A 14,108-nucleotide genomic window follows, 5' to 3' on the forward strand; every position below is an offset into this window, starting at 1 on the left:
GTCGACCCTGCCGCGCGCCGCCCTCGATCCGGGTTCGCTGGCCGCCGCCCCACTCCACAGGAGATCGTCCTCACATGAACAACACGCACACCATCGTATCGACCGTGGCCATGCTGCTGGCCGGCGCCGCTGCCGCCGGCGCGGCCGAACCGCGTTTCTCGACCTCGTTCGAAGCGGGCCAGCCCGCGCCCGCCACCCTGGCCGCCGAGGGCGTCAGGGTCGAACCCGGCGACGGCCCGGAGCGCCCCTATGCGGCCAAGCCGAGGGCCGGCTACAGCGGCGCGCGCGCGCTGCGCTACCGTGCCGCCGGCAAGGGCGGACGGCTGCAGCTGTTCCCGGTCGATATCGCGATCGGGCGCGATACCACCCTGTCGTGGAAGGTGCTGCCGGAGATCGTCGACGGCGACATCGACTCCTCCACCGGCGTGGCGCTGGACCTGGTGCTCGACGACGGCCGCCGCATCTCCAGCCTGGACCTGCGCGACAACCACGGCGTGCGCGTCGATGCGGCCGCGCAGGCGCAGTCGCGCACGCTGTATCCGCAGCAGTGGGCGCACAAGGCGGTGCGGCTGGGTCAACTGGCGGGGCGGCGCATCAGGGTGATCGAACTGGTGCTGCAGCCGACATCCGGAGCCGGCTCCAGCGGCTGGCTCGACGACATCGAGCTCACGCAGCAGGCGCGCAGCGCGGCAACGCGGCCGTCGGACCATGTCCTGACCACGCGCGGCACCCAGGCCAACGGCACTTTCTCGCGCGGTAACAACATCCCGGCCACGGCGACGCCGCACGGCTTCAACTTCTGGACCCCGGCCACCGATGCCGGCACCCTGAACTGGCTGTACCGCTGGAACGAGCAGAACGACGACAACAATCGCCCGCGCCTGCAGGCGCTCTCGCTGAGCCATCAGCCCAGTCCGTGGATGGGCGACCGCCAGAGCTTCCAGGTGATGCCGTCGAACGCCAGCGGCCAGCCCGACGCCGACCGCAAGCGCCGCGCGCTGTCGTTCTCGCACGAGAACGAAGTGGCGCGCGCCCACACCTACCGCGTCGACTTCGACAACGGCATCCGCGCCGAAATCGCGCCGAGCGAGCGCGCCGCGATCTTCCGTTTCCATTTCCCGCAAGGGGGCGACGCCAACCTGCTGTTCGATAACGTCGACGAACGCGGCGGCTTGACCTTCGACGCCGCCACCCAGACCCTGCGCGGCTATACCGATACGCGCAGCGGGCTGTCGAACGGCGCCGCGCGCATGTTCGTGTTCGCGCGCTTCGACCAGTCCTGGCAGGACAGCGGCGCGATCGCCACCGGCCGTCCCACCGGCTACATCAAGTTCAAGGCCGACAAGGGCGAAGTGCGCATGCGCATCGCCACCTCGCTCATCTCGATCGAGCAGGCCGAACGCAACCTCGCGCTGGAAATCGGCGACGCCGCCTTCGACACCGTGCGCGAGCGCGCGCAGGCCGCCTGGGATGCGGAACTGGGCCGGGTCAAGGTCGAGGGCGCGAGCGATGACCAGCTCACCACCGTCTATTCCAATCTCTACCGCCTGTTCCTGTATCCGAACGTCGCCCACGAAAACGTCGGCACCGCGCAGCAGCCCGACTGGCGCCACGCCGACCAGAGCGGCTGGTCGACGGCCAACACCGGCGGCGACGCCGTGCGCACCTCGGCGTCCGTGGTGCCCGGCAAGGTGTATGTCAACAACGGCTTCTGGGACACCTTCCGCACCACCTGGCCGGCTTACACGCTGTTGGCGCCGACGCGCGCCGGCGAGATGGTCGACGGCTTTCTGCAGCAATACCGCGACGGCGGCTGGGTGGCGCGCTGGTCCTCGCCGGGCTATGCCGACCTGATGGTCGGCACCAGTTCCGACGTGGCCTTCGCCGACGCCTGGCTCAAGGGCGTGCGCGGCTTCGATGCGCACCAGGCCTACGAGGCGGCGCTCAAGAACGCCACCGTCGTGCCGCCCGTGTCGAACGTCGGGCGCAAGGGCCTGGGACGCTCGATGTACCGCGGCTACGCCGACGCCAGCGTCCACGAAGGCATGTCGTGGACGCTGGAAGGCGCGCTCAACGACTTCGGCGTGGCGCAGATAGCCACCGCCCTGGCCTCGGCCGAGGGCGACACCGCGCGTGGCCGCCGCTACCGCGAGGAAGCCGCCTATTTCAAGGCGCGCGCCGCTGACTACGCGCACCTGTTCGATCCGGCCACAGGCTTTTTCCGCGGCCGCGACGCCAAGGGGCAATGGCGCGAGGCGGCCGGCGAGTTCGACGCGCGCCGCTGGGGCGGCGACTATACCGAAGCGAATGCCTGGAATTTCGCCTTCACCGTGCCGCACGACGCCGAAGGACTGGCGGGCCTGATGGGTGGCCGCGCCGCGCTGGCCAGGCGCCTCGACACCTTCTTCGCCACCCCCGAAACGGCCGATGCCAAATTCTCCGGCAGCTATGGCCAGGTGATCCACGAGATGACCGAAGCGCGCGACGTGCGCATGGGGATGTACGCCCACAGCAACCAGCCATCGCATCACATCCCGTGGATGTATGTCGCCGCCGGCCAGCCCTGGAAGACGCAGAAGATCACCCGCGACATCGTGGCCCGCCTGTACCTGGGCAGCGAAATCGGCCAGGGCTATGCCGGCGACGAGGACAATGGCGAGATGTCGGCCTGGTACACCTTCGCGATGATGGGACTGTATCCGCTGCGGATGGGGTCTCCCGAATACGTGATCGGTTCGCCCGCCTTTGCCCGCACCGACGTGCGTCTCGAAAATGGCCGCCTGCTATCGGTGATCGCGCACGGTAACAGCCCGGAGAACGTCTACGTGCAGTCGCTCAAGGTCAACGGGGCGCCCTGGAACAAACCGTGGATCCGGCACGCCGACATTGCCGCCGGCGCCACCCTGGAATTCACGATGGGCGGCAAGCCGTCGGCGTGGGGCAGCGATGCCGGCGCCTTGCCCGCATCGATGACCAGCGCCGGACAACGCCCCGCAGGCCTGCGTGACCGCTCGCAAGACGCCGCCGTCACCGTCGACGGCAAGCGCGCCCCCGGGCCGCTGGTCGACGACGATGCGGCCACCACCGTGGCGCTGCCGGCCGGCGCGAACGTCGGCTTCACTTTGCCCAATGCCGCCACCATCGTTCACTACACCATCACCGGCGGCAAGGCGCCGGCGGGCACGCTGTCATGGACGCTGGAAGGGCGCGACGGCAGCGGCGCCTGGGTCGTGCTCGACACGCGCGAGAAGGAGCCGTTTGCGTGGGAGCGGCAACTGCGCCCGTTCGGCGTCGCCAGGCCGGGCGCCTACCGGCAATACCGGCTGCGCTTTGCGCAAGCCACACCGTTCGAGCTGGCGGAACTGGAATTGCTCGAAGCGAGGTAAAGGCATGTGCATGCGGCGTTGGCTACAACGCGCTAAACACACCCACATAACCCTGCCAGTCGAGACGAGCGTGCGCACGAGCGGCTACGACGACTGGCGTACACCCACCACCACATCACCATGACTATTTTTCCGAACTTTCGCAGCCCGGACGTGCTGCTCGACCATGCGCGCCACACGATGCGCTTCTACCACCCGCGGGCGATCGACCCCGCCGGCGGCCTGTTCCACTATTTCAAGGACGACGGCACGGTCTATGACCGGCAGCACCGGCACCTGGTCAGCAGCACGCGCTTCGTGTTCACCTACGCGATGGCGTACCGCCAGTTCCAGGATCCGGCCTACCTCGATGGCCTGAAGCACGCGCTGCGCTTCCTGCGCGAGGCGCACCGCACCCCCGATGGCAGCGGCTATGCGTGGATGCTCGATGGCGGCAAGGTGGAAGACGGCACCCAGCACGCCTACGGCCAGGCCTTCGTGCTGCTGGCGTATTCGCATGCCACGATGGCCGGCCTGGACGAGGCGCGCGCCTGGATCGGCGAGACCTTCGACCTGATGGAAGCACGTTTCTGGGACGCCGCGGCCGGCCTGTACGCCGATGAGGCGAGCCAGGACTGGAGCGTGCTGTCCACCTACCGCGGCCAGAACGCCAACATGCACGCGGTCGAGGCGCTGCTGGCCGCGTTTTCCGCGACCGGCGAGCGGCGCTACCTGGAGCGTGCCTACCTGGTTGCCTACAACATCACCCAGCGCCAGAGCGCGCGCTGCGGCGGCTTGATCTGGGAACATTATGACGCCGACTGGCAGCCCGACTGGTCCTTCAATATCGACGATCCGGAGAACCTGTTCCGCCCCTGGGGCTACCAGCCCGGCCACTTCACCGAGTGGGCCAAGCTGCTGGTGCAGCTCGAAGCGCGCGCCAAGGGCGTCCTGAGCGAGGGCCTGGATTGGCTGGTGCCGAGCGCCGAGTGCCTGTTCAAGGTGGCGCTGGAAAAGGGCTGGGATGTGCGCAACGGTGGCCTGTGCTACTCGCTGGCGCCGGACCTGACGGCGTGTGACGCGCACAAGTATTTCTGGGTGCAGGCCGAGAGCGCGGCGGCGGCGGCCATGCTGGCCGCGCGCACCGGCAATGCGCAATACTGGGTCTGGTACGGGCGCTTGTGGGCCTACAGCTGGAGCCATTTCATCGACCATGAACACGGCGCCTGGTACCGCATCCTGGACCGCGAGAACCGCAAGCTCAGCGACGAGAAAAGCCCGGCCGGCAAGGTCGATTACCACACCATGGGCGCCGTCTACGACATCGTGGCCGTGCTCAAGGGCGGCGAGCATGGTTGACGCTCCCTTCATGCTGTGCGCCGGCGAGCAATGGGTCAGCCGGGTCGGCGGCTCGACGTGGAACGTGGCGCGTGGCCGTGGTGGACACGGTGGGCGCGGGCGACGCCGGCCTGCTGCACAATCTGCGCCACCCGGATCGCCCGTTGCAGGCGCACCTGCATGCGGCCCTGGCGGCCGGTTCCGCCGCATGCCTGCAGGCCGGCGCCACCCCGCTGCCGCCCGCCGCCATGCATCAATTGTTCGAACTGCTTGAAGGAGAAGTATCGTGATGCGACATCCCCGTTTTACCTCGCTGCGGCCGGTCCTGCGTCTCGCGCTGCTGGCGTGCATGCCGCTGGCCGTGCACTACCCCGCGGCGGCCGCCGGCGATACCACGCCGGTCAACACCTTCATCGGCACCCAGGACGAAGGCAACACCTTCCCCGGCGCCTCGGCCCCGTTCGGCATGATCCAGGTCGGCCCGATCGCCGGGCACTATGCCGGTTACCGCTACAGCGACAAGCTCATTCGCGGCTTCGGCCATTCTTTCCTGTCGGGCGCCGGCTGCTGGGAGCAGGGCGGGCAGCTGTCGGTGCTGCCGGTCACCGGCACCATCGGCCCGGGCGGCGACTTCGACACCGCCAAGAAGGACACGTTCGACCACAAGCGCTACGCCGCCGGGTACACCCATGCCGACGAAGTCGGCCAGGCCGGCTACTACAAGGTCAAGCTCACCAGCTATGGCGGCATCACGGCCGAGGCCACCGCGCTGACCCGCGCCGCCGCCGAACGCTACACCTATGCGAGCGGCACCACGACCGGCCACGTGCTGCTCAACGTGGCCCAGGCCAACGAACGCCATTCCGTCATCGGCAGTGAAGTCAGGGTGGTCGACGATCGTAGCGTCGAAGGCAAGATCGTCACCAAGAGCTTCTGTGGCGGGGCCAAGTACACCACGTGGTTCCGCATGGTGTTCGACCAGCCGATCAAGGCCAGGGGCGTGTGGGACGATCGCGGCGGCTGGCCGGACGCCAGTGGCCCCAGCCAGCAGGGCGAGGCCAAGCCGCATGGCGTCTGGCTGACGTTCGACCTCAAGAACGGGCAGGCCGTCACCGCGGTCAGCGCGATCTCGCACGTGGACGCGCAAGGCGCGCGCATCAACCTGAGCGCCGAAGGCATGGCGGACGGGCGCCTGATGACGTTCGACGCGATGAAGATCAAGGCGCAGGCCAACTGGCAGCGCGAATTGAAGAGCGTGCGCATTGAGGGCGGCAGCACCGACGACCGCACCGTGTTCTATACCGCGCTGTACCACGCGCTGCTGCAACCGCTGACCGGCAACGACGCCGACGGCCGCTACCGCGGCTACGACGACGCGATCCACACTGCCAAGGACTGGACCTACTACGAGTTCTTCTCGCTGTGGGACACGTACCGCGCGCAGAACCAGCTGCTTGCGCTGCTGCGTCCGGAGCGCGCCAGCGATATCGCGACGTCGGTCCTGAAAATCCGCGAGCACGGCGGCTGGCTGCCGCGCTGGGGCTATGCAAACTTCGAAACCAACATCATGACGGGCGACCCGGTCACCCCGTTCCTGGTCGACCTGTGGCGCTTCGGCGCGCTCAAGGGCCGCGAAGCCGAAGCCTACGCTGCGCTGCGCGAGAACGCCTTCGGCATCCCGGCGCACGGGATTCGCCCGCAAGGCCGTTCGGGCAACCCGAATTACCTGAAACAAGGCTTCGTGCAATACGACCGCAGCTTTGTCTCGAAAGGCATGGACACCGACCCGCACCACGGCGCCTCGGCGACCCTCGAGTACGCGCTGGCCGATGGCGCGCTGGCCGAGATGGCCAAGGCGCTCGGCCATGCGGACGACGCCCAGGTGCTGTCGCAGCGCGCCCTCAACTGGCGCAAGATCTGGGACGCCAATGCGGTGGACCAAGCGAGCGGCCAGCGCGGCTTCCCGCGTCCACGCCTGGGCGACGGCAGCTGGTTCGCCGACGTCGGCAGCGGGTTCGATCCGCGCGGCGACCACGGCTTCCACGAAGGCACGGCCTGGCAGTACCAGTGGCTGGCGCAGCAGGACGTGCCAGGCCTGGCGGCGGCGATGGGCGGGGCCCCGCAAGCCCTGGGCCGCCTCGACCAGTTCTTCGACTACGAGGCGGTGCGGGCCGACCCGAACGCGGTGCGCAAGTCGTGGGTGGTGGGACCGTACAGCTACTATGCCCAGTTCCGCTACAACCCGAACAACGAGCCCGACCTGCATGCTCCATGGATGTACACCTTGATGGGCCAGCCGTGGAAGACCACCACCGTGCTGCGCGGCGCGGAAACGCTGTTTACCAATGGCCCGGGCGGCGTGACCGGCAACGACGACTTGGGCACCATGTCGGCCTGGTACCTGTTCAGCGCCCTGGGCATCTATCCGGACATGCCGGGCAGCGGCCGCTTCCTGCTGCACGCGCCGCGCTTCGCCCATGCCGAGATCGACCTGCCGCAAGGCCGCACCCTGCGCATCGAGGCGCCAGGCGCCAAGCCGGGTCAGAGCCGCTTCGTCAAGTCGGTGCGCTACGGTGAGCGCGCGGTGGAGCGCGTGTGGCTCGACTGGGAACAACTGCAGTCGGGCGGCGCCCTGAAGTACCAGCTTGCGCCGCAGCCGGACACCAAGGGCTGGGGCACGCGTGCCCGCGACCTGCCGCGTCCACCGGCCGGCATCGCGCCATAAGCGGCCGCAGCGCGGCACCAAGGCTCCCTGTGACGTAAGCAGGCGGCGGCACGGGCACCAGCACGGGCCCGTCGCCGTCCTGTTCTTGATGGGGACCTGGCCGCGCCGCCTGCCGCGGATTCACCAATTTGACGTTCCATCATGCAGATATTGCCGTTCGTCGTCTTGCGCGGACCGCATCGGTCCGGTCGATTAAGCTGCTTACATCCGATTACATCGGGTCTTCGCCAATAATTTTCCATGTAAAGAACGACAATAACCGATATGGAACCTGACAACATCGAGTCAGTTGGGCAAGCTGCTGCCCGGCATATTGTTTACAGCGCTATTCGCCTCCTCCGCCGCCGCGTTGGCGCAAACGACGCCGACCGATGGCGAGGCCTTGCGCGCCGAACTGCACCAGCACTATCCGTCGCTCATCTGGGTCGAGCGGTATCCGTCGCTCATCTGGGTCGAGCGGTATCGTCAAGCCTACCCCGCCGAGGCGCAAGGCGATACGGCCTTATGGCGTGGCGACCCGGCGCCAGCGCTCGATTCCAGCGCCAGGATCGTCGATGCCTTGGCCGCACTACAAGATCAGCACGTCGCGCTTGCGGGGCCGAAGGCTGGCAAGCAGGAAACCCTGGGCGTCTTGTTCCGAACCAGCGGCGATGCAGCGATGGTCGTCTGGCGTCATCTTGATCCTGACCCTTTGCGCGCCCTGTCCCTACTGAAGCACGCTGTGCAAGCCGAGCGCGGTATCGCGGCCCAATCCCTGCTCGCGCTTCCTCCCGGTGAATCAGGCGCTCCGCACGCCCGGCTTTCGATACGCGCTGCGGCACCACTGCAGATCGGCTCTGCGGACAAGCTACGCGACCAGTTTGCGGAAAGCGGTATTAGCGCATGAAGACCGCGCTCGAACCGTGGGACGATGCCGACATGCTGGCCCAGCGCCTGTGGTACGGGACGGCTGCTGTTCATTCTGATCTGGTGGCGCCCGCCAGCAGGCCGGGCGCCGCCGAGGAAAATCACTGCGCAATCAGTTTTGGATCGCCGTTGACATCTAACGCCAGATGCGACTCCAAAAGGTGCCGGGCGTGTCTGCTTTGCCCGGGGCTGGAGAAGAGGTAATCGGGAACTGAATCGGGATTGACGTCGTCGGAACTCCGGGAATCTCCATTGTCGGGATCTGTGTGGCCTCGCGAATCTTGTCGCTCGCAATGCGGCATGCTTTTTCGGGGCTCTATGCCGTTTTCAGTGGAAATGGACGTCCGGCGCGGTAGATGGTAGATCGGATCGGCGCGGCCGGTTGCATCGGATTGATGGGCAAGTTCTTTAGTTTGGACATGCGAAGGTAGGCGATGGCGACGAAGTTCTTCACGGTGCGAAATCCGCGCGCGGCCCGTTTGGTCTGCTGGAGCATGCCATTCATCGCCTCGACATAGGCGTTGCTGCGCCCATCGAGCATACCGCGCACGACGCCGGCCAGGCGCTCCTTGAGCGTGGTGGCGAGCTTCTTAAATGGATCGAGCCGGCTGCGCCGTGCCCACGAGATCCATCTCTTCAAGGCGGCCTCGGCCTGCTGCGGGCAGTTGCTCGTCACGCCGGCGGCGTAAGTCGAGCGCAGCCCTTCCTTCAGGCGCCACGCGCGTGCGCTCTTGAGGTTCAAACGCTGCAGCCGGTACATCGTGTTGATCTGATCGACGCTCCAGTCAGCATGATCCTTGCGCATGCCCCAGAGCATGCCCTTGAGCGCCTTACGGTCCGTTCCCATCGCTGCCCGCACGACGCGCGGCTGGTCACGCATCTCGTCGCGCCTGACGGCATCCATCGCCTCGTTAGCCAGGGCGATCACATGAAATCGGTCGAAGCTGATCTGGGCTTGGGGCAGCATCTCGGTCACGCCCTTGGTGTAGGCGGCGCTCATGTCCATGCAGACGTGTTTGATGTGGTCAGGATCGCCGCCGTGCGCGATCAAGTTGGCCTTGAAGTCGATGACGGTGCCGTGCTTGCGGCCTTCGGTCATGAACAGCAGGCGCTTCCCTTCCAGATCATGGACCAGCGTCACATAGTCCTGACCACGCCTGAAACTCAAGTCGTCGATGCCGACCACGGCGACGCCGTTCATGTCCTCCTGGGCGCGTGCCATGCCGACATAGTGTTCGATCCGGCGCCACAACTGCTTCGCGTTGACACGCAACAGGCTGGCGGCGTGCGCGACCGGCATGGATTGGCACAGCGTCAAGGCGAGCGCCTCGAACAGCAGCGTGAAGCCGCTGCCCGGCCGCGCCCACGGTGCCTCCACAGTCGTCGTCTTGCCGCAAGCGCCGCAATCGACGCGCGGCACGTCGGCGTGCAACCATGCCTCGTTCTGGAAGAAATCGAGATGGCGCCAGTCGCGCCGGACCCTGTCGTGAATGCCTTGCCCGTTCACGCCGCAGGCCGGGCAAGGCAGCTGCTTGGCGTTGCAGGCCACCTCGAAATCGATCCTCCGCTTAGCGGTGTCGAGCTCGACCTTGACCACCTCCCATGGCGACTTCAGCCCCAAGGCGGACGTGAACAGAGCTTCGACACCAATACTCATTGCGGCTTCCTCGCATCAAAACAACGGTCATTGCTGTGGATGGGCACATCGTCGCCGGGCGTCTGCATGGCCATCGCCCCGGCATGCCAGGTCGACGGCCATGCCCCAGCGTATTGGCCCTGCACAGCGTCAAGGGTTCGCTTCGCCGAGCCGCGCTTCGCGCGGCCCGCCCTTGACCCTGTTCCGGGCCGATCACGACGACATCAGACATTCACAGCGGTAGCCGACATGGTAGCCGAAGTCAACTTCCACTCAAAACGACATTGGGCCCAATAGCTGGTGGTCCGTCTTCGTCAACGCGTTGACACAGCCCCATGCGAGCAAAGCCAGATACGGCGCAGTTTCAACGCTGAGAGCTGGGTCTCCTTGTCATCGGCATTGTCCGCTTCGCGCGCGCAAGCTGCCGATGCTCCACAAAAGATTCGCGGGTAGCGCTGTCATTGCATGAGGGGCACATTCGAAACTTGCACTTCCAACCAAAATTGTGTTTGAAATCAGTGGCTTGCAAATTGTGTTGCCGGCCCTTTTTGATCGAGTACGGAAAAAGTATGAAAAACGATTCTGGACGATATGGGACAAGGCCGGACGTTGAGTGCTTGTCGCCGTCGCAAAATAGGGGCAACTTTGCTTGATCATTCTGACATTGATTGGCCCCGATGGACAAGGGATGAATTCGCTACGGCATGCATCTGAGCTCCCTTGCCGACGTCAGCTTCATCGCCGGCATGATCATCGACAAGTTCGCCTACCACCAGCCGTTGTACCGTCAGCACGTCAAACTGCAGGATTCCGGCATCAATGTCAGCCGCGCCTGGATCACGAAGCTGATGCCGGCAGCGGTATCGCTGATCGAGCCGATCTTCAATGCCCAGCTGGAGTCGGTGCGGCGCTCACGCGTAATCGCAATGGACGAAACGCCGATCAAGGCGGGGCGTGCTGGACCGGCCAAGATGAACGCCGCCTACTTGTGGCCGGTCGTGGGAGAACAGGATGAAATCTGCTTCCTGTACTACCCCAGCCGGGCGGCCAAGCACGTTGAGACCGCGCTTGGCCTGCAAGCGGGGATTCCTGCCGAGCAGTCCCTTCCTTGGTGCGCTGGCGTATATTCGCGAGCGCCGGGCCGGCCTGTCGGTCTACCTGGATGACCCGGAGGTATCGATCGACACGAACCACCTCGAGCGCGCCCTGCGGGTCATCTCAATGGGTAAAAAGAACTGGCTGTTTAGCTGGACCGAGCTGGGCGCCAAACATATCGGCATTGTGCAAAGCCTGCTGGCGACCTGTCGGCTGCACGACATCAATCCGTACGGCGACTTCGTGGACGTGCTGCAGCGTGTCGGCCAGCATCCGGCGTCACTCGTGCATCAGCTCACGTCACGGATCTGGAAGGAGATGTTTTCCGCCAATCCGCTACGCTCGGACTTGCATGACCTTGGCGGCCGACTTACATGCGCCGCCGCGTGATCGCTTACGCCGATAGCGCGTTACGGCGCCGCTTTGCGGCGGCGAGTCATACCCGCCAGGCCAAGCGCACCGATGGCAAACAGGGCCAGGCTTGCTGGCTCGGGTACATTGTTAGCAAGTCCGACAGCGCTCGCTCGTTGAAGAGAAATGGCTGTGGCTGGCAGGGCTTGATTGCAGTTCATCAGTGATGGAAAGGGCGTCTTGTACCTATGCGCGTACGACGAGCTTCCAAGCGTAGGCGGCCCGCTTGACTTGTCGAACGCCGCACGCTTTTCGCGCGGTGGATTGCAAGGCAGGCGATTTCGGCATCGTGCAAATCCCACTTGCTCGCTCTGACATCGTGCCTGGCTTCGCGCATGGGTTTGGCGGCCGCTGCAATACCAAATGCGCTGTCGTGCGCGCTACCACTTGTTTCCAGTCGCGCGTAAAGCGGTGGCTGGCGAGGTTCAGTCCCATGTCGATCAGGGCAAGTAATTGCATGACCGGCATTGTGGACGGATGGTTGACAGTTTGTTAATGTCGTGCCCGCCACGATGTCGGCAGAATTTGGCTGGGGATGAAGCGGCATCGGCCGGCGCGATGGGCCGCCCGATGCTTTCCACGCTGTCAAACGACGCTCGCGGCTGCGCTGCGAACCGCTCACGTCTTGCGCAGCCGGCCAGAGGCCGGCGGTTCCGCATCGGTGGCGATGGTCCGACCCCCATGACGATCGATGCCGCGCCGATCGTGACCACTGGCGGCGTCGATTACCTACGGAACGTGGCGGTCGAGCCGTCTGCGCAGTTGCGTCGCCATCGCCGGCTGCCGATGGCGTGGTTTCGCTGCTGATTGATCCGGCATGCCGCGACCCGCGGGCATGACGCCTTCCAGCAAGCTCTGCGTTTTGCCCAGCCTGTCGAGAAAGCGCGCGGGCAATGCGCTCAGATGGTCGGAAGGCAAGGTCAGCAGCGAAAACTCGCACCATAGAAGGACTTCTTCGGCACTTCCGCTGGCGCTATGGATCAATACCGGGGGCGGTTGGCCGAAGGTATTCTGATTCAATATCTGCCAGCCTGAATCGTCTTGCCCGTCCGTCCTGCTTCGCCTCAGCGGCACCACCAGCAGCGTCTGTCCAGTCGGCTCGACCGTGACGAACATCGTGTGCAAGCCGATCTTGAATTCGTAGCTTGGCGCCGCAGTGACGCATCGCGGGTTGATGCCGAAACCATGAAGCAGCGGCGACAGTTTGAGGAAGAGTTTTTCCGGTTCCATTGTTTGGTCCTGTCAGCAGGTTGGACTCACTGTCCGTAGCGGCTGGACAAGGATGAGTGTGACGACGCATTCTATGAGCTCGACGACGCATTCGATGAGCTCGAAGATACATTCGATGAAGAGCCCCACGAGCCGTCCGAGTCGTCACCTTCAACGTCGGATGCATCCGACGAGTCCGACGAGTCCGACGAGACATCGTTCGCGGTCGGGCGCATGGACTCGATAGTTTCCGTCGGCGCGCCGAAGAATTGGTGGGGTACCAGAATCTGGGGCCGTAACAAGCCGTTCATCAGCGTATTGATGTCCCCGTTTTGCAGCAGGTCGTCGCGCAGCGCGTCGGGCAGAACCCGGCCGCGCTCGATAATCAACAGACCCAAACCCTTCATGAGGTGCGGGCCGTGCATCAGCGTGTTCGCGGCGTTAAGTGTCTTGCCATGGTTATCCAGATCATCCTGGATTTTCTCGCGTTCCGGTTTCGACAGTGCCTTGAATGCCGGAACGTCCTTGAGCCAGGGTTCTACAGGCGAGAACTCACCCGTTAACACGTCGTGCGGGTGTAGCAAGCCGTGCTGCTTGACGGCGGCTTGATCGAACGGAAACCTGTGTAATTTTCTGCCGAACCGGCTGTCATCCTTCTGGTTGGGTCCGGTGCCCAGGGAAAAGAAAACATTGTCATCCGTCGCGAGCTGGAGAATATCGTTAACATCGGTATTTGTATCGTCAAACTTTATTAGCGATTCCTCGGCCTCCCTTTTTTCTTCCGTACCGTCGTCCAGCAACGCGATTCGTTCTTCTATCTTCTCGTTGATAGACTCCAGTTTTTGGCGCGAAAAAAGCACAGCGTTTCCGTTGGCGTTCAGTCCATGATTCGTGGCATGTGTGATCTGCAAATCCGCTGCCTCAAAACGCTTCCTGAACTCGATCTCGGGCTCGGTCAGTTTCCCAACTCTGACGATCAGATTCCTCAAATTGAGATGCGAGATCTGTTGCGTCGTGCGGTTTATGCCGTTTGCACCCCTGTGTTCCGTCCATCTCGCACCCTGGTCGATCATTTGACTGTGAGCTTTGACAGCCTTGCCGGTGCGATATGCCCTCGCGATTGTGAGTGCTTCAACTTGCCCGCGGGGGCCGATCATGCCCATTTGCCACTTCCCCGACATGTCACCGATACTCTTGGCCGCAGCGGCCTGCTGTGTTGCTTGCGGCGCTGAACGGGGGCTGTGGACCGAGAGGGTGGAATTGCTTGACTTCATAAGATATTCTCCTGGTTGCTTCAGGCAGGCGGACCGGCCAGTCGCCCGGCATGGCCCGCACGGCCCAAACGCGCTTGTTGAGGTGCTGCTCGATTCCTGCTCGTTGCCTCTGGCGGCGGTGGGCCGCGCAGGGCACATGGAAACAACGC

9 protein-coding genes and 1 pseudogene are annotated in these 14,108 nt (G+C 64.7%); 6 read left to right on the forward strand and 4 right to left on the reverse strand.

Features of this window, described 5'->3' with window-relative positions:
* Window positions 1–74 precede the first annotated feature (74 nt).
* The 5 genes from F0185_RS03410 to F0185_RS03430 all read left to right on the forward strand — a co-directional run bounded on the left by F0185_RS03410 (window position 75) and on the right by F0185_RS03430 (window position 8,314).
* Window positions 75–3,386, forward strand: a complete 3,312-nt coding sequence (locus F0185_RS03410) for a GH92 family glycosyl hydrolase (protein WP_167221604.1) — start codon at window positions 75–77, stop codon at window positions 3,384–3,386.
* A gap of 120 nt (window positions 3,387–3,506) precedes the next feature.
* Window positions 3,507–4,724 (forward strand): AGE family epimerase/isomerase, encoded by a 1,218-nt coding sequence (locus F0185_RS03415; RefSeq protein ID WP_167221606.1) that lies wholly within the window; start codon window positions 3,507–3,509, stop codon window positions 4,722–4,724.
* A 71-nt stretch (window positions 4,725–4,795) separates the two neighbouring features.
* Window positions 4,796–4,993 carry a hypothetical protein gene (locus F0185_RS03420; protein ID WP_370663967.1) on the forward strand — a complete coding sequence of 66 codons (198 nt, stop codon included), beginning with the start codon at window positions 4,796–4,798 and terminating at the stop codon, window positions 4,991–4,993.
* Window positions 4,993–7,428, forward strand: coding sequence for a GH92 family glycosyl hydrolase (locus F0185_RS03425; protein ID WP_167222177.1), 2,436 nt, complete (start codon window positions 4,993–4,995; stop codon window positions 7,426–7,428). The genes F0185_RS03420 and F0185_RS03425 overlap by 1 nt, the downstream gene beginning before the upstream one ends.
* Before the next feature lie 289 nt (window positions 7,429–7,717).
* On the forward strand, window positions 7,718–8,314 hold the full coding sequence (locus F0185_RS03430) for a hypothetical protein (RefSeq protein WP_167221608.1): 597 nt from the start codon (window positions 7,718–7,720) through the stop codon (window positions 8,312–8,314).
* Between the two features lie 336 nt (window positions 8,315–8,650).
* Here F0185_RS03430 and F0185_RS03435 read toward each other — a convergent pair whose 3' ends face one another.
* Entirely contained in the window at window positions 8,651–9,991 is a 1,341-nt protein-coding gene (locus F0185_RS03435) for an ISL3 family transposase (RefSeq protein WP_167221609.1), read from the reverse strand.
* Between the two features lie 680 nt (window positions 9,992–10,671).
* Between F0185_RS03435 and F0185_RS34630 the strand changes: the two are divergent.
* A pseudogene (locus tag F0185_RS34630) lies at window positions 10,672–11,455 on the forward strand (IS66 family transposase); the annotation flags it as partial.
* Window positions 11,456–11,475: 20 nt separating this feature from the next.
* Here the strand turns inward: F0185_RS34630 and F0185_RS35395 are convergent.
* The 3 genes from F0185_RS35395 to F0185_RS03460 all read right to left on the reverse strand — a co-directional run bounded on the left by F0185_RS35395 (window position 11,476) and on the right by F0185_RS03460 (window position 13,959).
* Window positions 11,476–11,637: a PEP-CTERM sorting domain-containing protein gene (locus F0185_RS35395; protein WP_167221614.1), complete on the reverse strand. Its 162-nt coding sequence runs from the start codon at window positions 11,635–11,637 to the stop codon at window positions 11,476–11,478.
* 568 nt (window positions 11,638–12,205) lie between these two features.
* Window positions 12,206–12,706, reverse strand: coding sequence for a hypothetical protein (locus F0185_RS03455; protein WP_167221616.1), 501 nt, complete (start codon window positions 12,704–12,706; stop codon window positions 12,206–12,208).
* A 71-nt stretch (window positions 12,707–12,777) separates the two neighbouring features.
* On the reverse strand, window positions 12,778–13,959 hold the full coding sequence (locus F0185_RS03460; protein ID WP_167221618.1) for a hypothetical protein: 1,182 nt from the start codon (window positions 13,957–13,959) through the stop codon (window positions 12,778–12,780).
* Between the last annotated feature and the right edge of the window lie 149 nt (window positions 13,960–14,108).

Origin of the sequence: Massilia rubra, assembly GCF_011682065.1 — a bacterium.
GTDB lineage: Bacteria > Pseudomonadota > Gammaproteobacteria > Burkholderiales > Burkholderiaceae_D > Telluria_A > Telluria_A rubra.